Genomic DNA, 24,351 nt, shown 5'->3' on the forward strand with positions numbered 1-24,351 from the left:
GGGCGTACGTGACCATCATCGAAGAAACCTCAAGTGTCCCGACGCCCCGATCGGGCGACTCGGACACCACCCCACTGCTCGAAGTACGCGACCTCCACGTGGAGTTCCACACCCGGGACGGTGTCGCCAAGGCCGTCAACGGCGTGAACTACAGCGTCTCGTCGGGCGAGACCCTGGCCGTGCTCGGTGAGTCCGGCTCCGGCAAGTCCGTGACCGCGCAGGCGATCATGGGCATTCTCGACATGCCGCCCGGCTCCATCCCGCAGGGCCAGATCCTGTACCGCGGGCAGGACATGCTCACCATGAGCTACGAGGAGCGGCGGAAGATCCGCGGCCGGAAGATCGCGATGATCTTCCAGGACGCGCTCTCCTCCCTCAACCCCGTGCTCTCGGTCGGCTACCAGCTCGGCGAGATGTACCGGGTCCACGAGGGACTGTCCCGCAAGGCCGCCAAGGCCAAGGCCATCGAGCTGATGGAGCGGGTCAACATCCCGGCGGCGAAGGCGCGGGTCAACGACTACCCGCACCAGTTCTCCGGCGGTATGCGCCAGCGCATCATGATCGCGATGGCGCTCGCCCTGGAGCCCGACCTGATCATCGCGGACGAGCCGACGACCGCGCTCGACGTGACCGTCCAGGCCCAGGTGATGGACCTGCTCGCGGATCTCCAGCGCGAGTTCAACATGGGTCTGATCCTGATCACCCACGACCTCGGCGTCGTCGCCGACGTCGCGGACAAGATCGCGGTCATGTACGCGGGCCGGATCGTGGAGACCGCGCCGGTGCACGAGCTGTACAAGCGCCCGGCGCACCCGTACACGCGTGGTCTGCTCGACTCCATCCCGCGGCTCGACCAGAAGGGGCAGGAGCTCTACGCGATCAAGGGCCTGCCGCCCAACCTGCTCAAGATCCCGGCCGGCTGCGCCTTCAACCCGCGCTGCCCGAAGGCGCAGGACATCTGCCGTACGGATGTCCCGGTCCTCGACCCGGTGACCGAGCAGGACGGCACCGAGCTGCCCGGCCGCGGCAGCGCGTGCCACTTCTGGAAGGAGACGATCCATGGCTGAGCCCAGCAAGACGGAGGGGAACCCGGCCGGACCGGCCGAGGTCGTCACCCCCAACGTCACCGAGGTGGCGGAGATCGACGTCGCCACCGAGTCGGCGGCGGTCGCCGCCATCGAGGCGCCGGCGGAGCGCGGGGAGCCGATCCTCCAGGTCCGCAACCTGGTCAAGCACTTCCCGCTGACCCAGGGCATCCTCTTCAAGCGCCAGGTCGGCGCGGTCAAGGCCGTGGACGGGGTCTCCTTCGACCTCTACCAGGGCGAGACGCTGGGCATCGTCGGCGAGTCGGGCTGTGGCAAGTCCACGGTCGCCCGGCTGCTGATGACGCTGGAGAAGGCGACCGCGGGCGAGGTCTTCTACAAGGGCCAGGACATCACCCGGCTGTCGGGGCGGGCGCTCAAGGCGGTCCGCCGGAACATCCAGATGGTCTTCCAGGACCCGTACACCTCGCTGAACCCGCGCATGACGGTGGGCGACATCATCGGTGAGCCCTTCGACATCCACCCGGAGGTGGCGCCGAAGGGTGACCGGCGGGGCAAGGTCCAGGACCTGCTCGACGTCGTGGGACTGAACCCGGAGTACATCAACCGGTACCCGCACCAGTTCTCCGGCGGCCAGCGCCAGCGCATCGGCATCGCCCGTGGTCTCGCGCTCAACCCCGAGGTCATCATCTGCGACGAGCCGGTCTCGGCGCTGGACGTGTCCGTGCAGGCGCAGGTCATCAACCTGATGGAGAAGCTCCAGGACGAGTTCAACCTGTCCTACATCTTCATCGCGCACGACCTGTCGATCGTCCGGCACATCTCCGACCGGGTCGGCGTCATGTACCTCGGCAAGATGGCCGAGATCGGTACGGACACCCAGATCTACGACCACCCGACGCACCCCTACACCCAGGCGCTGCTGTCGGCGGTCCCGGTCCCCGACCCGGAGGCCCGTACCGGCCGCGAGCGGATCATCCTCTCCGGCGACGTACCGTCCCCGGCGAACCCGCCGTCCGGCTGCCGTTTCCGTACGCGCTGCTGGAAGGCCGAGGACAAGTGCGCCAAGGAGGTCCCGCTGCTGGCGATCCCCGAGCGCTTCGTCAGCTCGACCACCCCGGCGGCGCACGAATCGGCCTGCCACTTCGCCGAGGAGAAGAACGTCGTCCACGCCGTCTGAGGCGTGAACACGCGCACGACGAGAGGCCCGGACCGTACGCGGTCCGGGCCTTCGTCATGCCCGGGGGCCGCCGGGCATGACGCCCCCCGGGCCGCCGTTGCCCCACACGGGTGCCCACCACATGCGCATCAACTGAAACGGAGTGATATTTGGGCCTAAGTGACTGTCAGGACTCAGGAGGAACTCCATGCGCGCAGCCACGCACGCCAAGTGGGCCGCAGGTGCGCTCGCCGTCGCCCTCACGGCGACTGCCTGCGGCGGCGGTGGTGGAAGCGGCGGGGGAGGCACCGACGGAGTGCTCAGCTCCTCCTGGGGAGACCCGCAGAACCCGCTGGAGCCCGCCAACACGAACGAGGTCCAGGGCGGCAAGGTCCTCGACATGGTCTTCCGGGGGCTGAAGCGGTACAACCCGAAGACCGCCAAGGCCGAGAACATGCTCGCCGAGAAGATCGACACGAAGGACTCGACGAACTTCACCATCACCGTGAAGGACGGCTGGACCTTCAGCAACGGCGAGAAGGTCACCGCGAAGTCCTTCGTGGACGCCTGGAACTACGGCGCGAACCTGACGAACAACCAGCGCAACGCCTACTTCTTCGGCCAGATCGACGGCTACACCGCCGTCCACCCCGACTCGGGCAAGCCCACCGCCACCACGCTGTCCGGCCTCAAGGTCACCGGCCCCCAGACCTTCACCGTCAAGCTCTCCCAGAAGTTCTCCACCTGGCCGGACACCCTCGGGTACGCCGCCTTCGCGCCCCTGCCCTCCGCGTTCTTCAAGGACCACGCGGCCTGGCTCGCCAAGCCCGTCGGCAACGGGCCGTACAGCATCGACTCGTACACCAAGGGCTCCCAGATGTCCCTGCGCAAGTGGGACAACTACCCGGGGCCGGACAAGGCGCAGAACGGCGGTGTGGACCTGAAGGTCTACACCGACAACAACACCGCCTACACCGACCTGACGGCGGGCAACCTCGACCTCGTCGACGACGTCCCGGCCTCCCAGCTCAAGAACGCGCCCGCCGACCTGGGATCGCGCTACATCAACACCCCCGCGGGCATCATCCAGACCCTCGCCTTCCCGTACTACGACAAGGCATGGAACACCCCGGACGCCGTGAAGGTCCGCACCGGTCTCTCGATGGCGATCAACCGCAAGCAGATCACCGAGACGATCTTCCAGAAGACCCGCACCCCCGCCACCGACTGGACCTCCCCGGTGCTCGGCACGTCCGGCGGCTACCAGGCCGGTCTCTGCGGCAAGGCCTGCGACTACGACCCCGCCGCCGCGAAGAAGCTGATCGCCGACGGCGGCGGCCTCCCCGGCGGCCGGATCCAGCTCTCGTACAACGCGGACACCGGCTCCCACAAGGACTGGATCGACGCCGTCTGCAACAGCATCAACAACACCCTCGGCAACGACCGGGCGTGCGTGGGCCGGCCGATCGGCACCTTCGCGGACTTCCGCAGCCAGATCACCCAGCAGAAGATGCCCGGCCCGTTCCGGGCCGGCTGGCAGATGGACTACCCGCTGATCCAGAACTTCCTCCAGCCCCTGTACTTCACCAACGCCTCGTCCAACGACGGCAAGTGGACCAACGCCCAGTTCGACAAGCTCGTCAACGAGGCGAACGCCGAGACCGACACCCAGACCGCGATCAAGAAGTTCCAGCAGGCCGAGGGCGTCGTACGGGACAACATGGCCGCGATCCCGCTCTGGTACCAGAACGGCAGCGCCGGCTACTCGGAGCGGCTGAGCAACGTCGCGCTGAACCCCTTCAGCGTCCCCGTCTACAACGAGATCAAGGTCAGCTGACGCCGGAGGACGTCCGGCCCGGCGCACACCCCCCACGCGCCGGGCCGCCCGCCTTCCCCCGCCACGTGAGACCCAGCGACCACGACCCCCGGAGCCCTTCATGGGACGTTATGTGATCCGGCGTCTGCTCCAGATGATCCCCGTCTTCATCGGCGCCACGCTGCTGATCTTCCTCATGGTCAACGTGATGGGCGACCCCATCGCGGGTCTCTGCGGAGAGCGTCAGTGCGACCCGGCGACGGCCGCCCAGCTGCGCAGCCAGTTCGGACTCGACAAGCCCGTGTGGCAGCAGTACGCCACCTACATGGGCCACGTCTTCACCGGTGACTTCGGTACGGCCTTCAACGGCCAGAAGGTCACCGAGCTGATGGGCACGGCCTTCCCGATCACCATCCGGCTGACGATCGTCGCGATCGTCTTCGAGATCATCATCGGCATCACGCTCGGCGTGATCACCGGACTGCGGCGCGGCCGGCCCGTCGACAGCGGCGTCCTGCTGCTGACCCTGGTCGTCATCTCCGTACCGACGTTCGTCACCGGCCTGATCGTGCAGCTGCTCCTCGGCGTGAAGTGGAACGTCATCTCCCCGTCGGTCTCGACGGCGGCCCCGCTCGGCGAACTGATCGTGCCCGGCCTCGTGCTGGCGTCCGTCTCACTGGCGTACGTCACCCGGCTGACCCGGACCTCCATCGCCGAGAACAACCGCTCCGACTACGTCCGTACCGCCATCGCCAAGGGCCTGCCCCGGCACCGTGTGATCACCCGGCATCTGCTGCGCAACTCACTGATCCCGGTGATCACCTTCATCGGCACCGACATCGGCGCACTGATGGGCGGCGCGATCGTCACCGAGCGGATCTTCAACATCCACGGCGTCGGCTACCAGCTCTACCAGGGCATCCTGCGCCAGAACACCCAGACCGTCGTCGGCTTCGTGACGATCCTCGTCATCATCTTCCTGCTCGCGAACCTGCTGGTCGACGTCCTGTACGCCGTACTCGACCCGAGGATCCGCTATGCCTGAGCCCGAGCCCCCGAAAGACGAAGGAGCCATCGCCCCCACCGGCACCGGCGGCACGATGGATCTCGCCACCAGCGACGGCGCCGGACTCGAAGGACTCGACCAGGGCGACGGCAAGGGGCCCGACGAGAAGGCCCGCAGCCTCTGGTCCGACGCCTGGCGCGACCTGCGCCGCAACCCCGTCTTCATCATCTCGGGCCTGATCATCCTCTTCCTGGTGTTCATCGCGATCTGGCCCCAGGCGATCGCCTCCGGCAACCCGCTCTCCTGCAACCTCTCCAAGGCCCAGCAGGGCTCCCAGCCCGGCCACCCCTTCGGCTTCACCGCCCAGGGCTGCGACGTCTACACCCGTACCGTCTACGGCGCCCGCGCCTCGGTCACCGTCGGCGTCTGCGCCACCCTCGGCGTCGCGATCGTCGGGACCGTGCTCGGCGGCCTCGCCGGTTTCTTCGGCGGCTTCTCGGACTCGATCCTCTCCCGCGTCACCGACATCTTCTTCGGCATCCCGGTGGTGCTCGGCGGCCTCGTCCTGCTCTCCGTGGTCACCAGTTCCAGCGTCTGGCCGGTGGTCGGCTTCATGGTGCTGCTCGGCTGGCCGCAGATCTCCCGGATCGCCCGCGGCTCCGTCATCACCATCAAACAGAACGACTTCGTCCAGGCGGCGCGCGCGCTGGGCGCCTCCAACTCGCGCATGATGCTGCGCCATGTCCTGCCCAACGCCGTCGCCCCGGTGATCGTGGTGGCGACCATCGCGCTCGGCACGTACATCGCGCTGGAGGCGACGCTCTCCTACCTCGGCGTGGGCCTCAAACCGCCCTCCGTGTCCTGGGGCATCGACATCTCCGACGCGTCGAAGTTCATCCGCAACGCGCCGCACATGCTGCTCTGGCCGGCCGGCGCCCTGGCCATCACCGTGCTCGCCTTCATCATGCTCGGCGACGCGGTGCGCGACGCCCTCGACCCCAAGCTGCGCTGAGGAGCCGGTCCATGTTGCTCGAAGTGCGCGATCTGCAGGTGGAGTTCCACACCCGTGACGGTGTCGCGAAGGCCGTCAACGGGGTCAGCTACTCGGTCGACGCGGGTGAAACCCTCGCCGTGCTCGGTGAGTCGGGCTCCGGCAAGTCCGTCACCGCACAGGCGATCATGGGCATCCTGGACATCCCGCCCGGCAGGATCGCGGGCGGCGAGGTGCTGTTCAAGGGCCAGGACCTGCTCAAGACCAAGGAGGACCAGCGGCGGAAGATCCGCGGCGCCGACATGGCGATGATCTTCCAGGACGCCCTCTCCTCGCTCAACCCCGTGCTGAGCGTGGGCGCGCAGCTCGGCGAGATGTTCGTCGTCCACCGGGGGATGTCCCGCAAGGACGCGCGGGCGAGGGCCGTCGAACTCATGGACCGGGTACGGATCCCGGCGGCCAAGGAGCGGGTGAACGACTACCCGCACCAGTTCTCCGGCGGTATGCGCCAGCGCATCATGATCGCGATGGCGATGGCCCTCGAACCCTCGCTGATCATCGCGGACGAGCCGACGACGGCGCTCGACGTGACCGTCCAGGCCCAGGTCATGGAGTTGCTGGCGGACCTCCAGCGCGAGCTGAACATGGGGCTGATCCTGATCACCCACGACCTCGGTGTCGTCGCCGACGTCGCGGACAAGATCGCCGTCATGTACGCGGGCCGCATCGTCGAGTCCGCCCCCGTCCACTACATCTACAAGGCGCCCGCCCACCCGTACACGCGTGGTCTGCTCGACTCGATCCCGCGGCTCGACCAGAAGGGCCGGGACCTGTACGCGATCAAGGGCCTGCCGCCCAACCTGCTCAAGATCCCGGCCGGTTGCGCCTTCAACCCGCGCTGTCCGCGGGCGCAGGACATCTGCCGTACGGATGTGCCGCCGCTCTTCGAGGTCGACGAGAGCCGGCGCAGCGCCTGCTTCTTCTGGAGGGAGACCCTCGATGACGTCCCGGTCCGCTGAGCCCATCCTCGAAGTGCGGGATCTGGTCAAGCACTTCCCCCTCACCCAGGGCATCCTCTTCAAGAGGCAGATCGGGGCGGTCAAGGCGGTCGACGGTGTCTCCTTCCAACTGGCGCCCGGCGAGACGCTGGGCGTCGTCGGCGAGTCCGGCTGCGGCAAGTCGACCGTGGCGCGGATGCTCGTCAACCTGGAGCGTCCGACGTCCGGCGAGATCCGCTACAAGGGCGAGGACATCACCCGGCTGTCGGGGCGGGCGCTCAAGGCGGTCCGCCGCAATATCCAGATGGTTTTCCAGGACCCGTACACCTCGCTGAACCCGCGCATGACGGTGGGCGACATCATCGGTGAGCCCTTCGACATCCACCCCGAGGTGGCGCCGAAGGGCGACCGGCGCCGGCGGGTGCAGGACCTGCTCGACGTGGTCGGGCTCAACCCCGAGTACATCAACCGCTATCCGCACCAGTTCTCCGGCGGCCAGCGCCAGCGCATCGGCATCGCGCGCGGGCTGGCGCTGCGGCCGGAGATCATCGTCGCCGACGAACCCGTCTCGGCGCTCGACGTGTCCGTCCAGGCCCAGGTCATCAATCTGATGGAACGCCTCCAGAACGAGTTCGACCTCAGCTACGTCTTCATCGCGCACGACCTGTCGATCGTCCGGCACATCTCCGACCGCGTCGGGGTGATGTATCTGGGGCGGATCATCGAGATCGGCACCGACACCCAGATCTACGACCACCCCACCCATCCCTACACACAGGCGCTGCTCTCCGCCGTGCCGGTGCCCGACCCGGCCGCCCGCGAGGGCCGTGAGCGGATCATCCTGACCGGCGAGGTGCCTTCGCCGGCGCATCCGCCGTCCGGCTGCCGGTTCCGTACGCGCTGCTGGAAGGCGCAGGAGCGGTGCACGCTGGAGGTGCCGCTGCTCGCGGTGCCCGCGGTTTTCCGGGACACGCACGGGCCCGCCGAGCACGACTCGGCCTGCCACTTCGCCGAGGAACGGCAGGTGGTGACGAGTGGGGCCGGGCCCGGAGAGACGCGCGGGCCGGATGGCGAGGGTGGGGAGCAGGGGCCGGATCCGGACAATGAGAGGTGATTGAGACGTCAGGCCCGTTGACACGCAGGAAACTTCACCGACGCCTCGCCGATATACGGACGGGCCACATTGGTCGATGTACGGCCGTGCGGGTGCCGTTGGACCGGCCGGGATCCTGAGGTCCCGGCCGGTCACCCGCAAGCGCTTCCCGTGGTCCCCGGTGCCCTTGTTCCGTGAGCGTTCAACCGGGACCATCGCGGTGTGATATTCACCCGCGGGGCCAGGATCACCGGCGCGGTGCTGTGCGCCGCGCTCGCCGTCGTCGTCGCCGCGTGGATCGTACGGGACCTGAGGGTGACGGACGGGCCCCTCGATCTGTGGTGGTCCTGGGCGGACCAGGCGAGCGGCCGGGCCACCGCGCCGCCCGCGACCTCCCCGCTGGACCCCGCACTGCTCGTCGTGTACGCGGTCGTCGCCTTCATGGTCGTACGCTCGGCGGTCGCCGCGTCCGCGCTGTTCGCGACCGGGCTCCTCACGCTCGCCGTCCGGCTGCCGTCGCTGTGGGTGCTCAACTCGTCCTGGACGGACGGCCGGGCCCCGGACGAGCTGCGTACCCGCGCGCTGCTGTGCGTCGTCGGCATGCTCGGGGCGGGAGTCGCGCTGCTCGTCACGGCACTGGCCGGGCGCAGGCCGCCGGACTCCGCGTACGCGCTGACGCCGACCCGGCCCACGCAGGGCGTCTCCGTGGTCGCCTTCCTGCTGCTGGGCGCGGTGGCGGGCATCTGGGCGGCCTGGGAGGTCTATTGGGGGCAGCGACTGGGCCTCGGCGCGTATCTCGACCGGGTCACCGGCGAGTCCGTCCTGATGCCGCTCCTCGGTACGCCGCCCGGCTGGCTGAACGCCTCGATCGCGCTCCTCTGCCTCGCGGCGGCGGTCGGCGCGCTCTTCCACACCCCGTTCTCACGGCCGCTCGGGATGGTGGCCGCCGCGCTGCTGGTGGGCGTCGGCGGCCCGGCCCTGGCGACGGCCCTGCGGTACGAACTCCTCGACCACTTCGCCGAGTTGGCAACGATTGAACAACTTTCCCTCGTCAGCCTGCTGTTCGGGCTCGGCGCGGGCTGTCTGGCGCTGTTCGCGCTCGCCCGCGAGGGCGAGGAGGACACGCCGGGGGCCGGACCGTACGGGCCGGCGCGGGGGCAGCGGGCCGAGCCGGAGAGGTACGGGTACGGATACGGGTACCCGGCGGGCGGTGGCCAGGGCGGCGGCGGGTTCGGCCCGCCGTCACCGCCCTCGCCGCCGCCCCGTTGGTGAGACCCCGCTCCCGGGCCCCCGGCTCTCGGGCTACGGCATCCCGAGCGAACGCTTCAGGAAGTCCACCTGGAGCAGCAGCAGGTTCTCCGCGATCTGCTCCTGCGGCGTCATGTGCGTCACCCCGGTGAGCGGCAGCACCTCGTGCGGCCGGCCCGCCGACAGCAGCGCCGACGACAGCCGCAGCGTGTGCGTCATCACGACGTTGTCGTCGGCCAGTCCGTGGATGATCATCATCGGCCGTACCGGAGTGGCGGGCTCCGCCAGTCCGTCGTCGGTGACCAGCGAGTTGACCGCGTACACCTCCGCCGCCTCCGCCGGATCGCCCAGATAGCGCTCCGTGTAGTGCGTGTCGTACAGCCGCCAGTCGGTCACCGGGGCGCCCGCGATGGCCGCGTGGAAGACGTCGGGACGGCGCAGCGCGGCGAGAGCGGCCAGGTAACCGCCGTACGACCAGCCGCGGATGGCCACCCGCGACTGATCCAGCGGGAACCGCTCGGCGAGTGCCTGGAGCGCTTCGATCTGGTCGTCCAGGGTGAGCGGCAGATTGTCCTTCACCGCCTTCTCCCAGCCGGGGGAGCGGCCCGGACTGCCGCGGCCGTCCGCCACGACGACGGCGAAGCCCTGGTCGGCGAACCACTGGGAGGTGAGGTACGGATTGTGCGCGGCGACCACGCGCTGGCCGTGCGGGCCGCCGTAGGGATCCAGCAGCACCGGCAGCGGACCGTCTACCTCCTCGTACTGCGTCGGCAGGAGGACGGCGCACGGAATTCGGTGTGCGCCCCCCTGTGTCAGCTGGACGCGCGGGATGAGATTCGGCTGCTGCGCGTACGAGGTGATGACGGCGAGCTGTTTGCCCTCCCGCACCACCTGCACCACGGTTCCGCTGACTTCGGGCCGGGCCGACGCCAGCACCATGACGGCGCCCGCGCGGACGGCGGTGTGCACGCCCACGCCCTCGGAGACGCGCTCGGGGCCCCACGTACCGGCCTCGCGGTCACCGTCCGGCACCTCGCCCGGCGCTCCGTAGGGGATCCGGTAGACATGGATCTCACCGGTCTCGGGCGCCTGGGCGGCCTCTCCCGCCGACGCCGACACCAGCACGTCGCGCTCGCCGACGTCGAGCACCGCGCGCAACTGCAACTCCGGCCCGGTCAGCGCCCGGTCACCGACGAACAGCACGCGCGCCCCGTCGTCGGCCGGGTTGTCCTGGATGTCCACGATCCGCACCAGCTCGCCGCCGGGCGTCAACGCCGGTACGCCGGCGCAAAGTTCCAGCCAAACCGCGTCCGTCTCCTCGCGCAGGAGCCGTGTCTCGCCGCTCTCCGTGTCGACCGAGAGACAGCGCTGGGAGCGCTGGTCCCGCGCCTGTACGAGCAGCAGCGGATCGCCCGCCGCCGACCAGTGGACGGCCGCGAGATACGGCCAGGCGACCCGGTCCCAGACCACCTCCGTACGCGAACCGTCCAGGCCGATCAGGCAAAGCCGCACGTCAGCGTTGGGTGTGCCGGCCGAGGGATAGGCGATCGTCGACGGTTCACGGTCGGGGTGCGCGGGGTCGGCGATCCACCAGCGCTGTACGTCCGCCCCGTCGACCCGCGCGACCAGCAGCCGGTCCGACTCCGGCGACCACCAGAAACCGCGGTACCGGCTCATCTCCTCGGCGGCGATGAATTCGGCCAGACCGTAGGTGGTCTGTTCGTCCTCGGGCACAGCCAGCTCACGGTCGCCGTCCCCCTCGGCGCCCGTCACCCGCAGCGCGCCCCCGGCCACGTAGGCGATGTGCCGTCCGTCGGGCGACGGCCTCGGGTCGATCACCGGCCCGGGGACGGGGAGTTCGCGCGACGTCCCGGCGCGCAGCTCGGCCGTGAACAGCCGCCCGGACAGGGCGAAGGCCGCCAACTCGGCGGCGCCGTCCACCGCGTAGGCGACGATGCCCCCCGACCCCTCACGGCTCCGCTCCCGGCGGGCGCGCTCCTCGTCCGAGAGCTCCTCCGGTGTGCCCGCCAGCAGGGCCTCGGGGTCGGCGGCGATCCGCTCGCGCGCCGTACCCGATCTGTCGTCGAGATCGAGCACCCACAGCCGGTTCGTCCGGTCCGTTCCTGAGGCGGACCGCAGGAAGGCCACCCGTGAACCGTCGGGGGACACCGTGAAGGCGCGCGGAGCACCGAGCGTGAACCGCTGGGTCCTTGCGTACTGGCGAGGAAAGGAGAGTTGTTGCCTCGAGGTCATACGACCGAACCTAGCGTCCGTCCCAGCCGTTCGTGCGCCCCCATGTGCTGCCGTGCACCGATCGATGCGTTCCGCCGGATAGTTATGATCCATAGCGCCAAGTGGGTATGTACCCGCCGGCACATGCGCGTTGCCTGTCCCGAACGAATATCCGCCGACCATCTGTGGAGGTGAACCGCCGTGGCACTCTCGATTTCGGCGGTGGTGCTGCTGGCGATCATTGTCTTCCTGTTGGTCCGGAAATCCGGGCTCAAAGGGGGACACGCGTTCGTCTGCGTCTTACTCGGCTTCTATCTGGCCAGCTCCTCGGTGGCTCCCACGATCAGCGACCTCACCTCGAACGTGGCGGGCATGATCGGCGACCTCCAGTTCTAGGGCCCGGCATCCGTCGGCGCGTCCGTCGACGCGTCGGTTCACGTGTCCGTTCCCGCGTCCGGACGGCCTGGGCGTGTCCGTGAGGGCCCGCCTCGTACGCTGTGGGCATGACCGATCTTCCCGACCGCCGTCTGCTCCTGGTCCACGCGCATCCCGACGACGAGTCGATCAACAACGGCGCCACGATGGCCAGGTACGCGGCCGAGGGCGCTCAGGTCACCCTGGTGACCTGCACACTCGGTGAGGAGGGCGAGGTCATCCCGCCCTCTCTCGCGCATCTGGCGCCCGGCGGCGAGCCGACGGGCGCCTTCAGCGCGCTCGGGGCCCACCGCGACGGTGAACTCACCGCGGCGATGCGCGAGCTCGGCGTGGCCGACCACCGGCTGCTGGGCGGCCGGGGGCGGTTCAGGGACTCCGGGATGATGGGCTTCCCGCAGAACGACCACGAGGACGCCTTCTGGGGCGCGGAGGTGGACGGCGCCGCCGCGTACCTCGTCGAGGTGATCCGTTCCGTACGGCCGCAGGTGCTGGTGACGTACGACCCGCACGGCGGGTACGGCCACCCCGACCACATCCAGGCGCACCGCGTCGCCACGCGCGCCGCCGAGCTGGCCGCAGACGGTCACTTCCGGCCCGGACTCGGGGCCCCGCACACGATCGCGAAGATCTACTGGAACCGGGTGCCGCGCTCGGTCGCCGAGCGGGGGTTCGCCCAACTGCGCGACTCCGGGGCGGACTTCGCGGGTGTGGCGGAGATCGGCGACGTCCCCGGTGTGGTGGACGACGGTGAGATCACGGCGGAGATCGACGGGACGGCGTACGCGGCGCACAAGGCCGCCGCGATGCGCGCCCACGAGACGCAGATCGTGGTGGACGGCGCGTTCTTCGCGCTCTCCAACGGTCTCGGACAGCCGCTGTTCACCACGGAGTACTACCAGTTGGTGCGGGGCGCCTCCGGCGCGGACGCCGGCGTACGTGAGACGGATCTCTTCGCGGGGGTGGACGGGTGAGCGGGCGCCAGGGCAAGGGCGGCAAGGGAGGCCGGCCGAAGGCCACGAGCGGTACGACGAGTGGTGCGAGGACTGCCGCCACGAGAGCGGGCGCCGGGGCGCGCGCCGGTGGTGGAGCCGGTGTGGGTACGGGCGCGGGCGCCGCTGCCCGTGCCGGGGCCGGGGCCGGGGCCGGGGCCGGCGACGGTGCCGGGGCCGGTGGCCGTGGCGAGCCCGGCGGGTGGCTCGCGTCACCGCCGAGACCCGGGCGCATCGCCGCGTACCTCGGTCTCCTGCTCCTCGGCGCGGTGGTCGGCACGGCGGGCGCGCTCGTCCAGGGCGGCTGGTTCCCCGGCGGACTGGTCCTCGCACTGGTCGCATCGGCGGGACTCTTCTACGGAGGTGTGACCGCGACCGGCACGTCCTTCGGCGTCGGGGCCCCGGCGGCGGGCTGGCTGATCGCCGTCATCTTCCTGAGTCTGGGCCGTCCGGAGGGCGACGGCGTCTTCGCCGCGGGCCTGGGACCGGTCGTCTATCTCCTCGGCGGTGCGGTGGTTGCTGTGATGTGTGCCACCATGTCGCGGTCACCGCAACCGGCCTCGGAGTCCGGCCGACTTGGAAAGTGATGAGCCCGTCCCATCAACTGTCGGCCCGAATTGACCCCGTCCGTACGGTCGGCGGAATAAACGCTTCCCCCGGTCGTCGGGTGTGGTCCGGCGCAGGACAGTATGGTGGTGCGCGCTCCGGGCCGCCCCCGGCCTCCGGCTAGGGGGACCCACACAGTTGAGTACCAGTAAGAACGGGCGGCGGAGCCAACCCGGGAGAACTTGCTTTGAGTCGTGAAACTGACAGTTCGTCCTCCGGGCCCCAGGGGCGCGGCGGAGCCGCGTACCCCTCGGGGACACCGCCGTACGGATCCCGCCAGTATCCGTCGCCACACCCCGAGCAGGACGCTCCGGAGGAGACAGCCGAGGCCCCGGCCCAGCCGGGCGAGCCGAAGACCGAGACAACGCTGACCACGCGCATCCGGATCAACATCCCGGGTTCGCGGCCGATTCCGCCCGTCGTCATGCGTACGCCCATGAGCGACACGGACAGCGGCCCGTCCGGAACGGGCGGGCCCACCGGTCCGCCCGCGCAGGCGGGCCGGGGTGACTCCGACGACACCGGGGGCGCGCCGCGGGCCGGCGCAGGACCGGACGCGGGTGCGCCCGCCGACGACGCGCCGGCGGCGGACAAGCCCGCGACGAGCGACTGGTTCGCGCCGCGCAAGTCCCCGAGCGGGGGCACGCTCGGCGGCGGGATGGGCGCCGGAGCCGCCGTGACGGCGCCCGGCCCGAACGTCCCCGGCCCGGCCGCCGGACCGGACACCCGGGGCGGCGCGGGCGGACCCCGCCCGCCGGCCCCCGAGGGCAACGCCTTCATGCCGCCCAGCGGCAGCACACCCGCGTTCGGTACCGGCGCGCCCGACGGGCCGACCTCGGGCCCCGCGAACGGTCTGTCGTCGCTCGCCTTCCTGGACCTGCCGCAGGGCTCCGACCTGGGCGTCTCGCCCGGGCCTGGCGCAGCCGCCGGACCGGCGGGACGCGACGAGCGGGACGACCGTGACGGACCGCCGCGGATGTCCGACGACACGGCCGTACTGACCCCGCAGCCGCCCGCCCCCGAGCCGCCGGGCGGGGCCGGCACCCATGTCTCCGGCGACACACTCACCAGCGGCATCCCGGTGGTGCCCTCGGAGAGCCGTTCGCCGTTCCCGCCCGCCGGCTCCCAGACGGGCCCGGTGCCGCGCACCGACCCGTCCGGTGGACGGTTCCCGGACGGCCTGCCGCCCAAGTCGCCCGGCCCGTCGGCCGGCGGCCCGATGTCGACGGGACCCTCCTCCCACGGAGGCGGCAACCCCGACTTCTCGTCGCCCGCCTTCCCCGGACCGGCGTCCGCGTCGCCCACCCCGGCGCCCGCCCGGACGACGAGCCCGCCTCCCAAGAAGAAGGGCCGCTCCAAGCTGATGGGCGCCGGCGTGGGCATCGTCACGCTGGTCGCGATCGCCTACGGCGCCGGGCTGCTCCTGAACCACTCCGACGTACCGAAGGGCACCACCGTGCTCGGCGTGGACATCGGCGGCGGCACCCGCGACGACGCCGTCGACAAGCTGGAATCGACGCTCGGCAAGCGTTCGACGGCGCCGCTCCAGCTGTCCGTCGGCGGGAAGAAGGAGGAGCTCGGCCCGGACAAGGCGGGGCTCAGCCTCGACAGCCAGGCGACGGTCCGCAACGCGGCGGGCAGCGACTACAACCCGGTCTCCGTGATCGGCTCCCTCTTCGGCGGCGAACGCGTCACCGAACCGGTGATCCCGGTCGACGAGGAGAAGCTCCGCGTCGCCCTCACCGACCTCGCCGGCGCCTCGGGCTCGGCGGCCGACGGCACGATCAAGTTCGAACCGGGCAAGGCCGTCGCCGTACCGGGCAAGCCGGGCAAGGCACTTGACGTCGAGCGCTCGGTGATCTCGGTGAAGGACGCGTACCGCGCCCAGGTCGAGACGGGCAAGCCGAACACCGTCGAACTGCCCATCAGCAGCCGCGAACCGACGATCGACCAGGCCGAACTCGACCGCGCGATGAAGGACTTCGCGCAACCGGCGATGTCCGGCCTGATCACGATCAAGGCGGGCGGCAAACAGATCCAGTTCGGCCCCGACCGGTCACTGCCGCAGATCCTCTCCATGAAGGCGATCGACGGAAAACTGGTCGAGGTCTACGACAGGGCGGCGATCGAGCAACTGCTGGACGGCGTCTTCGAGGGCCTGACGATCACGAAGGCCGACGGCAAGGAACACCCCTTGTCGGCGGCGGACGTGGCCCAGGCGATGCAGAAGCCCCTCCTGGGCACGACCCCGGAGGAACGCACGGCGGAGATCGACCTCAACCCGCAGGGCTGACACCCGCGCTCACCGCGAGGCCCGCCCTCGCCACCGGACTCCGGTGGCGAGGGCGGGCCTTCGCCGTGTGCCGGCCGCGCGGCGCGCGGTCGGCCGCCGTACCGGCTCGGAACCGATCGGTCCCGCTCAGTTCAGCATCGCCCGCGCCGCCCGCGCCTTGTGGCGGATCGCCTCCGCCGTCGACGGTTCCACCGCCGCCACCACCTCCGCGTACTCGTCCATCTCCGCCGCTCCCGCCAGGAAATCCCCGCGCCGTACGAGCAGTTGGGCGCGTTCGTAGCGCAGACGGGCCGGGTGCGACGGGAGGAGGAGGCTCAGTTCGACCGCCCACAGCGCGACATCGCCGCGTTCGGGGCGCGTCGAGGCCCACGCGCGGATGTTGTTCAGGATGCGCACCACGACGTGGAGCGGTTCCGCCGGGCTCAGCATCGACGCCTCCAGAGGGGCGCCTGTCGCCCCCGTGACCAGCCTCTCGGTGTCCTGGCGGGTCAGGAGCCCGCCGCCCGCGTACGGGTCCACCAGGACCCTCTCGTCGGGCTCCCCGGGCGCGCCGAGGCCCACGACGAAGTGACCGGGCAGGGCCACCCCGTACACCGGCGCCCCCGCGCGGCGCGCGACCTCCGTCCACAGGACCGACAGCAGGATCGGCAACCCGCGCCTGCGCCGCAGCACTTCGTGCAGCAGGGACGCCTCCAGGCGCCCGTACTCGCCCGGCGTGCCCCGGAAGCCCAGACGCGTGCCCAGCAGGTCCGCCAGCGCCGTGGCCCACGCGCGCGGGCCGGTCAGGCCGAACGGCAGCATCCCGGCCAGGCGGTCGAGTTCGATCTGCGCCGCGTCCAGTCCGGCCTCGTCCAGCGAGGCGTCGGCCTCCCCGCCGATGAGGAGGCAGAGCAGCGCGACGTCGGGCCGCTCCGCGCGGGCCTCGGCGGCGAACCGGCTCCGGCGGTCGGGCAGGGGCGGTTGAGATTCCATGGCCGGTCCGTCGCTCCTCACGCGGCTCGGAAGTGGTGGTACCGGTGATGCGTGGCGAAGCCCATGCCGTCGTACAGCGCGCCCGCGGCCTCGTTGTCCGACTCGACCTGGAGCCACGCCGCCGACGCGCCCTCCTCAAGAGCGCGCGCCGCGAGCGCGCGCATCACCGCGCTCGCCAGCCCCTGCCGCCGTCGCGCCGGGTCGACCTCCACGGCCATGAACCCGGCCCAGCGACCGTCGACGACACACCGCCCGATCGCGGCCGGCACCCCGCCCTCGCCCGCGATCGACGCGAACCACACGGACGGCCCCGCGGCGAGCACCTGCGACACGTGCGGCCCCGGCTCGTCGAACCGCTGGTAGCGGCGGAGCCACGCCTCGTCGCAGGCGCGGTCGAGGGTCACGCGCGCGGTGGCGTCCCCGTCCGCCAGCGGCGCCAGCGCGCCGACGCGCAGCTCCGCCGTGACCTCCCGTCGCCAGCCCCGCGCCTCCAGCTCCGCGCAGAGCACCTCCTGCGTCCCCTCAGCGCCCGTGGCGGTCTGGATGTACGCGGGGAGCCCCCGGAGGTCGTACCAGCCCTGTACGCGCGTCAGAGCCTCGTCCAGGGGCATTCCCGGGTCGCCCAGCGGCAGCACCGAGTTGGCGCGCCGGGTGAATCCGCCGGACGCCCGCAACTCCCACTCGCCGAGCGCCTCCCGCTCGACCGGCTGCCACGCCCGCGCGGCCACCCGCGCCAGCTCCCGGAAGGAGGCGGCGGGGCCCCGGCGGCGGGCCGGCGCGGCCGGCACGACCTTGCCCGCGACGAGCGAGGACGCCGCGATTTGGACCGTCTCACCCGTGCGTCGTGTGATGAGGACCACATTCTCGTCCCAGGATGTGAGAACACCGACCGTGTCGGTGAACTTCTCGGCGCCGTCGACGGCGCCGGTCAGACGGCGGACGGACACGCGTTTTCCCACGTCGGCGGGGGTGATCCGGACCTCCAGCCGTCCTCCGGTTGTGAATTCCACAGCTCCGTGCGCCCCTCCTGTGCGGATCGTGCCCAGGAACGGAGATACTAGGTGCGGGCATCGACGACGCCGCGCTCCCGCGCGCCCGTGGACGGAGCCGCAGATGGCCCGCCGCGCCCTATCGAGGAGGAACGACAGCGTGACCTACGTCATCGCGCAGCCTTGTGTGGATCTCAAGGACAAGGCGTGCATCGAAGAGTGCCCGGTCGACTGCATCTACGAGGGCTCCCGGTCCTTGTACATCCACCCGGACGAATGCGTCGACTGTGGCGCCTGTGAGCCGGTTTGCCCGGTCGAGGCGATCTTCTACGAAGACGACACTCCGGAGGAGTGGAAGGACTACTACAAGGCGAACGTGGAGTTCTTCGACGAACTCGGTTCCCCCGGTGGCGCGTCCAAGCTCGGTCTGATCGAGCGTGACCACCCCTTCATCGCCGCACTGCCGCCTCAGCCTCACAACGACTGACAAGCGCGACCCCGGTCCCGTACGGCAACCTTCGCCGTACGGGGCCGAGGTGTTTCCCCGTCGTACCGGCAAGTGAAAGTGAGCACCGTGTCCGCAGTCTCTTCGCGACTTCCGGTCTTCCCCTGGGACAAGCTGGAGCCCTACAAGGCGACAGCGGCGGCCCATCCGGACGGCATCGTGGACCTGTCCGTCGGAACCCCGGTCGATCCGGTCCCCGACCTGATCCAGCGGGCCCTGGTCGCCGCGGCGAACTCGCCCGGATATCCCACGGTGTGGGGTACGTCCCAGCTGCGCGACGCGCTGACGGGCTGGGCCGAACGGCGGCTGGGCGTGCGCGACGTCGCGCACGCCAACGTCCTTCCCGTGGTCGGCTCCAAGGAACTGGTCGCCTGGCTGCCGACCCAGCTCGGCCTCGGCGCCGGTGACCGGGTCGCGTATCCGCGGCTGGCCTACCCGACGTACGAGGTGGGCGCCCGGCTGTGCGGCGCGGAGCCCGTCTCCTACGAAGACCCGACCGACCTCGACCCGGCCGGCCTCAGGCTGCTCTGGCTGAACTCGCCGTCGAACCCGACCGGCCGGGTCCTGGACAAGGCCGAGCTGACCCGGATCGTCGCCTGGGCGCGTGAGCACGGCGTGCTGCTCTTCAGTGACGAGTGCTACCTGGAACTCGGCTGGGAGGCCGAGCCCGTCTCCGTACTCCACCCGGACGTCTGCGGCGGCTCGTACGAGGGCGTCGTGGCCGTCCACTCGCTCTCCAAGCGCTCCAACCTGGCCGGCTACCGCGCGGCCTTCCTCGTGGGCGACGCGGCCGTCCTGGGCGAACTGCTCCAGATCCGCAAGCACGGCGGCATGATGACGCCCGCCCCGGTGCAGGCGGCGACCGTCGCGGCGCTGGGCGACGACACCCATGTGGCGGAGCAGCGCGCGCGGTACGCGGCCCGCCGCACCGCCCTGCGCGCGGCCCTGGAGGGCCACGGCTTCCGGATCGAGCACAGCGAGGCCAGCCTGTACCTCTGGGCGACGCGCGACGAGCCGTGCTGGGAGACGGTGGCCCGTCTGGCGCAGCTGGGCGTCCTGGTGGCGCCCGGGGACTTCTACGGGCCCGCGGGCGACCGTTTCGTACGGGTGGCGCTCACGGCGACCGACGAGCGCGTCGAGGCCGCCGTCAAACGGCTCGGCTGACGTCCGGCGGTTCCACCCGAAGCACAACACGAAGGGGCCCGGGGAGTACGTACTCCCCGGGCCCCTTCGTGGATGCGTCGATCAGCCGAGCGGCAGGGTGTTGACCGGGAGCTTGTCCGTGGGCAGGCCCTTGCCGAGGGAGTCCGTCGGCAGACCGTTCTCGGTGACGGACGTGGCCGCGTCGCCGAGGGCCTGACCGGCGCCGCCGGCGGCTTCACCGGCCGCCCGTTGCGCGACGGGGGTCGCCGACTTGGCGACACCGCCGAGGGTCTCGCCGGCCGCCGGGACGGAGGTGCGAACCGTCTCGGCGCCGACCTCGCCCGCGATGCCGGTCGCCTGGCGGGCGCCGTTGTCCAGCGTGTTGCCGAGGGCGGCGCCGTCCAGCTGGGAAACGCTGCCGAGGTCGGCGGTCTGGGGGAGGGCTGCTGCGCTGGCGGAGCCGGCCGCACCGACCACGGGGGCTGCGCCCGCCGCGATAAGCAGCGCGGCACGGGCGATCCGACGGGTCAGGGGGAGGGACATGGTGCTCCTTTGACGGGAAGGGAATTGTCGTGTCCAGCGATCGGACGCTGTGACAACCCCTCGAAGGGCACCTGAGGTTGCGGTGTGCGAGGGTAAAGAATTGGCAATGCGTCGCATTATCCGTTACGGATAAAAACGGTCAAAGGATCCTCCGCCCGGAGATCTGCCGAACCGTCACTTCGCCTTTAGCGCAAGGGATTTGACGCCGGACGAGTGAATCGGCCGAGGTGTGGGCGCAATGCCGACCGGATATGCCGCGACTACTCCGTTCGGGTGACCTCGCCGCACTACTGCGCGATACGCAGACGGACGTCGTTCCCGCCGGGTCGCGCGGTGCCGGATTCGCCGCCGGTCTTCCGCCAGCCCTGTCCGGACTTCGCCACGCTCCATACCCGGTCTCCTACGGAGACTTCCGCGATCCGCAGTTCCGCGGAGTGCGCCACCGCCCAGTGGGCGAATTCCCAACTACGGGCCCTGTCGGCGGACTTGACCGGCACGGTGACCTCCGAAGGCCCGGTCGTCGCGGCCGGTTCACCGCCCGCCTGGCCGCCCGCCTCGGCGACCTTCGCCCCCGGGTCGCTGCCGGCGCCGCCAGGCAGCACCTTCGACCCGAAGTCGCGTGTCAGGGCGGCCCGTACGGCCGCCGCGTCACCCGGTTCGCCGTCGCCTCCGCCCGTACAGGTGAGGGTCGCGGCGGCCTTGCCGGTGAGCGCCGCGGACAGCACGGTGGCGTCCGGCTCGTGCTTCGCGTACGCCAGCGGGAACGCGCTGCGCTGCACCCGCTGCGCCGCGTCCGTAAGAGGGAGCCGGTAGTAGCCCGGCACCTCGGCGAGCTTCGTGTAGAACTGCCCGGCCGAGTACGCGGGGTCGAGGATCTGCTCGACCGTGCCCCAGCCCTTCGACGGCCGCTGCTGGAAGAGGCCGACGGAGTCCCGGTCGCCGTAGTCGATGTTGCGCAGCGCCGACTCCTGGAGAGCGGTCGCCAGGGCGATCGTGACGGCCCGCTCGGGCATGCCGCGGGTGGTGCCGACCGCAGAGATCGTGGCCGCGTTCGCCGCCTGCTCCGGACTCATCTCGTACGTGCGGATCTCACCGTCCGACGGCTCGGCGGCCCGCGCCGTGCAGCGCGGCGGGCCGATGTCGTCGGCGCCGAATCGCACCACGAGGTAGCCGGCCACCGCGAGGAGCACGGTGAACGCGGCCACGGCGCGGAGAAAACGGCCACGGCGAGGAGGGGAGGCGGTCTCGGACACGGGCACACCGTACCGGCCCCGCCGCCCGGCCAGAACCGGTACGACCGGACCCCGCGGACCCCGTCCGGTACCGGCCACGTCGTAGGGTCTGGCCATGCCCGAAACGAAGCCTGGAACCACGCTCGACCTCACGCTGGACGCCCCGGAGCTGACCGCCCGGCTCGTCGACATCCCGTCCGTCAGCGGCACCGAGAAGCCCCTCGCGGACGCCGTCGAGGAGGCCCTGCGCGCCCTGCCGCACCTCACGGTCGAGCGGTACGGCAACAACGTCGTCGCGCGTACGGATCTCGGACGGGCCGAGCGGATCATCCTGGCCGGGCACATCGACACCGTGCCCATCGCCGGCAACGTGCCCTCCAGGCTGGACGAGAACGGCATCCTGTGGGGCTGCGGCACCACCGACATGAAGTCGGGCGTCGCCGTCCAGCTGCGGATCGCCGCGACCGTCCCGGCCCCCAACCGCGACCTCACGTTCGTCTTCTACGACAACGAGGAGGTCGCCGCCGACCTCAACGGGCTCGGGCACGTGGCCGCCGCCCGCCCCGACCTGCTGGAGGCGGACTTCGCCGTCCTCCTGGAGCCCTCCGACGCGCAGGTCGAGGGCGGCTGTCAGGGGACCCTGCGGATCCACCTCCGTACGGAGGGCGAGCGGGCGCACTCGGCGCGCGGCTGGATGGGGTCCAACGCCATCCACGCCGCCGCGCCGATCCTGGCCCGCCTCGCCGCGTACGAACCACGCCGCCCGGTGATCGACGGACTGGAGTACCGGGAGGGCCTGAACGCCGTGGCGATCGAGGGAGGCGTGGCGAACAACGTCATCCCCGACGCGTGCACCGTGGTCGTCAACTACCGCTACGCGCCCGACCGTGGCGAGGCGGAGGCGGTGGCGCACGTGCGCGAGGTGTTCGCCGACTGCGGGATCCGGGAGTTCGTCGTGGACGATCACTCGGGCGCCGCCCTGCCCGGCCTCTCGCACCCCGCCGCCGCCGCGTTCATGGCGGCCGTGGGCGGCACCGCGCAGCCCAAGTTCGGCTGGACGGACGTCTCGCGCTTCGGCGCGCTCGGGGTGCCCGCGGTCAACTACGGCCCGGGGGACGCGCTGCTGGCCCACAAGCGGGACGAGCACGTGGCCGTCGAACGGATCACGCACTGCGAGAACCGGCTGCGGGAGTGGCTGACCTCCTGAAGAGGCGACGGCGGGGCGGTCGGTACACCGGGGGGAGCCGGACCGACCGCCGGAATTTCGCCGTTTGTCACCTCGATGGATCTACGCTGGCCGAGAACTGGCACAGCAGCGGAGGGAGCAGTCCATGGGCAGTCCTGAGGAAGCACGGAAGCCGGACACGCAGCGTCTCGGGCCGGTGCTGCGTCGCCGGGACCAGGTGCAGCCCGGCACGACCGACCAGCGGCTGCTGGACACCGAGGGCGACTCCGAGTGGGTGCACACCGATCCCTGGCGGGTCATGCGCATCCAGTCGGAGTTCGTGGAGGGCTTCGGCGCGCTCGCCGAACTGCCCAGCGCCATCAGCGTGTTCGGTTCGGCCCGTACGCCCGTCGACTCACCGGACTACGAGTCGGGCGTGCGGATCGGGCGCGCACTGGTCGACGCCGGCTTCGCGGTGATCACCGGCGGTGGCCCCGGCGCGATGGAAGCCGCGAACAAGGGCGCGCGGGAGGCGAAGGGCGTCTCCGTCGGACTCGGTATCGAGCTGCCCTTCGAGCAGGGGCTCAACCCGCACGTCGACATCGGCGTGAACTTCCGGTACTTCTTCGTCCGGAAGACGATGTTCGTGAAGTACGCCCAGGGCTTCGTCGTGCTGCCGGGCGGTCTCGGCACACTGGACGAGCTGTTCGAGGCGCTCACCCTCGTCCAGACCCGCAAGGTGACCCGCTTCCCCATCGTCCTCTTCGGGACGCGGTACTGGTCCGGTCTCATCGACTGGCTGCGGGACACGGTCGTGGCGCAGGGCAAGGCCTCCGAGAAGGACCTGCTGCTGTTCCACGTCACGGACGACGTGGACGAGGCGGTGGCGCTGGTGACCAAGGAGACCGGCAAGTAGCCGCACCGGTGGCGGCATCCGTACGAAGGACGCCGCCCGGCCGTGCGGAGGAGTGCGGCTCAGGCCAGTCCCCGGCGGGCCACCGCCGGGGGCCGGTGCCCCGCGATGGACGCCACCATGTCCAGTACCTGCTTCGTCTCGGCCACCTCGTGCACGCGGTAGACGCGCGCCCCCAGCCACGCCGAGACGGCCGTCGTCGCGAGCGTGCCGATCACCCGCTCCTTCACCGGCTTGTCGAGGGTCTCGCCGACGAAGTCCTTGTTGGACAGCGACACGAGCACCGGCCAGCCGGTCTCCGTCATCTCGCCCAGTCTGCGGGTCGCCTCCAGGGAATGCCGGGTGTTCTTCCCGAAGTCGTGCCCCGGATCGATCATGATCCCGTCCCTGCGCACGCCCAGCTCCACGGCCCGCTCGGCCAGCCCCAGCGTCACGCGGAGGATGTCCGCGAGCACGTCGTCGTACGCGATCCGGTGCGGCCGGGTCCGCGGCTCCGCTCCGCCCGCGTGCGTGCAGACCAGCCCCGCGCCGTACCGGGCGGCGACCTCGGCCAGCCTCGGATCCACCCCGCCCCAGGCGTCGTTGAGCACATCGGCGCCCGCCTCGCAGACGGCCTCGCCGACCTCGTGCCGCCAGGTGTCGACGCTGATCACCACGTCCGGGTGACGCCTGCGGACCTCGGCGACGAAGCCGACCGTACGGCGCGCTTCCTCGGTCGCCGTCACCTCGTCACCGGGCCCCGCCTTCACCCCGCCGATGTCGATGATCGCGGCCCCCTCGGCCACCGCCTGCTCCACCCGGTCGAGCGCGGGCCGGTCGCGGAAGGTCGCGCCCTGGTCGTAGAACGAGTCCGGGGTGCGGTTGACGATGGCCATGACCACCGGCTCGTACGCGTCGAACTCCCGCCGTCCCAGCCGCAGAGTGCCGCTGCTCATCCCCTGGTCACCGCCCGTTCCCGCCGTCCGTTGCGTCGCCAGCGA

Annotated in this window: 22 protein-coding genes; 16 read left to right on the forward strand and 6 right to left on the reverse strand. The window is 71.0% G+C overall.

Annotation, left to right across the window (positions count from 1 at the left end):
- Nucleotides 1–8: 8 nt before the first annotated feature.
- The 8 genes from BHU15_RS11155 to BHU15_RS11190 all read left to right on the forward strand — a co-directional run bounded on the left by BHU15_RS11155 (nucleotide 9) and on the right by BHU15_RS11190 (nucleotide 9,378).
- The gene (locus tag BHU15_RS11155) at nucleotides 9–1,067 is read left to right on the forward strand and encodes an ABC transporter ATP-binding protein (protein ID WP_069627044.1); all 1,059 of its coding nucleotides are present in this window, start codon (nucleotides 9–11) and stop codon (nucleotides 1,065–1,067) included.
- Entirely contained in the window at nucleotides 1,060–2,223 is a 1,164-nt protein-coding gene (locus BHU15_RS11160) for an ABC transporter ATP-binding protein (RefSeq protein WP_069627045.1), read from the forward strand. Before BHU15_RS11155 ends, BHU15_RS11160 begins: the two co-directional genes overlap by 8 nt.
- A 187-nt stretch (nucleotides 2,224–2,410) precedes the next feature.
- Nucleotides 2,411–4,039: a peptide ABC transporter substrate-binding protein gene (locus BHU15_RS11165; protein WP_069627046.1), complete on the forward strand. Its 1,629-nt coding sequence runs from the start codon at nucleotides 2,411–2,413 to the stop codon at nucleotides 4,037–4,039.
- A gap of 100 nt (nucleotides 4,040–4,139) precedes the next feature.
- Entirely contained in the window at nucleotides 4,140–5,063 is a 924-nt protein-coding gene (locus BHU15_RS11170; RefSeq protein WP_031229688.1) for an ABC transporter permease, read from the forward strand.
- Nucleotides 5,056–6,036: an ABC transporter permease gene (locus BHU15_RS11175; RefSeq protein WP_023538879.1), complete on the forward strand. Its 981-nt coding sequence runs from the start codon at nucleotides 5,056–5,058 to the stop codon at nucleotides 6,034–6,036. The genes BHU15_RS11170 and BHU15_RS11175 overlap by 8 nt, the downstream gene beginning before the upstream one ends.
- 11 nt (nucleotides 6,037–6,047) lie before the next feature.
- Nucleotides 6,048–7,034, forward strand: a complete 987-nt coding sequence (locus BHU15_RS11180) for an ABC transporter ATP-binding protein (RefSeq protein WP_069627047.1) — start codon at nucleotides 6,048–6,050, stop codon at nucleotides 7,032–7,034.
- Nucleotides 7,015–8,127, forward strand: coding sequence for an ABC transporter ATP-binding protein (locus BHU15_RS11185; protein ID WP_069627048.1), 1,113 nt, complete (start codon nucleotides 7,015–7,017; stop codon nucleotides 8,125–8,127). Before BHU15_RS11180 ends, BHU15_RS11185 begins: the two co-directional genes overlap by 20 nt.
- A gap of 201 nt (nucleotides 8,128–8,328) precedes the next feature.
- Nucleotides 8,329–9,378, forward strand: a complete 1,050-nt coding sequence (locus BHU15_RS11190; protein ID WP_069627049.1) for a hypothetical protein — start codon at nucleotides 8,329–8,331, stop codon at nucleotides 9,376–9,378.
- 30 nt (nucleotides 9,379–9,408) lie between these two features.
- Here BHU15_RS11190 and BHU15_RS11195 read toward each other — a convergent pair whose 3' ends face one another.
- On the reverse strand, nucleotides 9,409–11,607 hold the full coding sequence (locus tag BHU15_RS11195) for a S9 family peptidase (RefSeq protein ID WP_069627050.1): 2,199 nt from the start codon (nucleotides 11,605–11,607) through the stop codon (nucleotides 9,409–9,411).
- A 180-nt stretch (nucleotides 11,608–11,787) separates the two neighbouring features.
- Between BHU15_RS11195 and BHU15_RS11200 the strand changes: the two genes are divergently transcribed.
- From BHU15_RS11200 to BHU15_RS11215, 4 genes are all read left to right on the forward strand, one after another.
- Nucleotides 11,788–11,982 (forward strand): hypothetical protein, encoded by a 195-nt coding sequence (locus tag BHU15_RS11200; protein WP_023538874.1) that lies wholly within the window; start codon nucleotides 11,788–11,790, stop codon nucleotides 11,980–11,982.
- Between the two features lie 107 nt (nucleotides 11,983–12,089).
- Nucleotides 12,090–12,992, forward strand: coding sequence for an N-acetyl-1-D-myo-inositol-2-amino-2-deoxy-alpha-D-glucopyranoside deacetylase (gene mshB, locus BHU15_RS11205; protein WP_069627051.1), 903 nt, complete (start codon nucleotides 12,090–12,092; stop codon nucleotides 12,990–12,992).
- Complete coding sequence (locus tag BHU15_RS11210; RefSeq protein ID WP_368483195.1) at nucleotides 12,989–13,597, forward strand: DUF6113 family protein; 609 nt, start codon at nucleotides 12,989–12,991, stop codon at nucleotides 13,595–13,597. The genes mshB and BHU15_RS11210 overlap by 4 nt, the downstream gene beginning before the upstream one ends.
- 206 nt (nucleotides 13,598–13,803) lie before the next feature.
- On the forward strand, nucleotides 13,804–15,909 hold the full coding sequence (locus tag BHU15_RS11215) for a peptidoglycan binding domain-containing protein (protein WP_069627052.1): 2,106 nt from the start codon (nucleotides 13,804–13,806) through the stop codon (nucleotides 15,907–15,909).
- Between the two features lie 126 nt (nucleotides 15,910–16,035).
- Here the strand turns inward: BHU15_RS11215 and BHU15_RS11220 are convergent, their stop codons facing one another.
- Both BHU15_RS11220 and BHU15_RS11225 read right to left on the reverse strand, forming a co-directional pair.
- A complete protein-coding gene (locus tag BHU15_RS11220) occupies nucleotides 16,036–16,881 on the reverse strand; it encodes a transglutaminase family protein (protein WP_069627053.1) in 846 nt (281 codons plus the stop codon).
- 17 nt (nucleotides 16,882–16,898) lie between these two features.
- On the reverse strand, nucleotides 16,899–17,891 hold the full coding sequence (locus tag BHU15_RS11225; protein ID WP_069627054.1) for a GNAT family N-acetyltransferase: 993 nt from the start codon (nucleotides 17,889–17,891) through the stop codon (nucleotides 16,899–16,901).
- Nucleotides 17,892–18,030: 139 nt separating this feature from the next.
- Between BHU15_RS11225 and fdxA the strand changes: the two genes are divergently transcribed.
- Together fdxA and dapC are read left to right on the forward strand one after the other, a co-directional pair.
- Nucleotides 18,031–18,357 carry a ferredoxin gene (gene fdxA / locus BHU15_RS11230; protein WP_023538868.1) on the forward strand — a complete coding sequence of 109 codons (327 nt, stop codon included), beginning with the start codon at nucleotides 18,031–18,033 and terminating at the stop codon, nucleotides 18,355–18,357.
- Nucleotides 18,358–18,444: 87 nt separating this feature from the next.
- Nucleotides 18,445–19,539, forward strand: a complete 1,095-nt coding sequence (gene dapC, locus BHU15_RS11235; protein WP_069627086.1) for a succinyldiaminopimelate transaminase — start codon at nucleotides 18,445–18,447, stop codon at nucleotides 19,537–19,539.
- 81 nt (nucleotides 19,540–19,620) lie between these two features.
- On the opposite strand, the gene BHU15_RS11240 is transcribed toward dapC, so the two are convergent.
- Nucleotides 19,621–20,061 (reverse strand): hypothetical protein, encoded by a 441-nt coding sequence (locus BHU15_RS11240; RefSeq protein WP_023538866.1) that lies wholly within the window; start codon nucleotides 20,059–20,061, stop codon nucleotides 19,621–19,623.
- Between the two features lie 287 nt (nucleotides 20,062–20,348).
- Nucleotides 20,349–21,314 (reverse strand): hypothetical protein, encoded by a 966-nt coding sequence (locus BHU15_RS11245; RefSeq protein WP_069627087.1) that lies wholly within the window; start codon nucleotides 21,312–21,314, stop codon nucleotides 20,349–20,351.
- Between the two features lie 94 nt (nucleotides 21,315–21,408).
- Here BHU15_RS11245 and dapE point away from each other — a divergent pair, with 94 nt between their 5' ends.
- Entirely contained in the window at nucleotides 21,409–22,500 is a 1,092-nt protein-coding gene (gene dapE / locus BHU15_RS11250; protein WP_069627055.1) for a succinyl-diaminopimelate desuccinylase, read from the forward strand.
- Between the two features lie 124 nt (nucleotides 22,501–22,624).
- Nucleotides 22,625–23,374 (forward strand): LOG family protein, encoded by a 750-nt coding sequence (locus tag BHU15_RS11255; RefSeq protein ID WP_023538863.1) that lies wholly within the window; start codon nucleotides 22,625–22,627, stop codon nucleotides 23,372–23,374.
- A gap of 59 nt (nucleotides 23,375–23,433) precedes the next feature.
- On the opposite strand, the gene folP is transcribed toward BHU15_RS11255, so the two are convergent.
- Entirely contained in the window at nucleotides 23,434–24,306 is an 873-nt protein-coding gene (gene folP / locus BHU15_RS11260) for a dihydropteroate synthase (protein ID WP_069627056.1), read from the reverse strand.
- Nucleotides 24,307–24,351 lie beyond the last annotated feature (45 nt).

The sequence above is a fragment of the Streptomyces niveus genome, from assembly GCF_001723055.1.
Taxonomy (GTDB): domain Bacteria; phylum Actinomycetota; class Actinomycetes; order Streptomycetales; family Streptomycetaceae; genus Streptomyces; species Streptomyces niveus.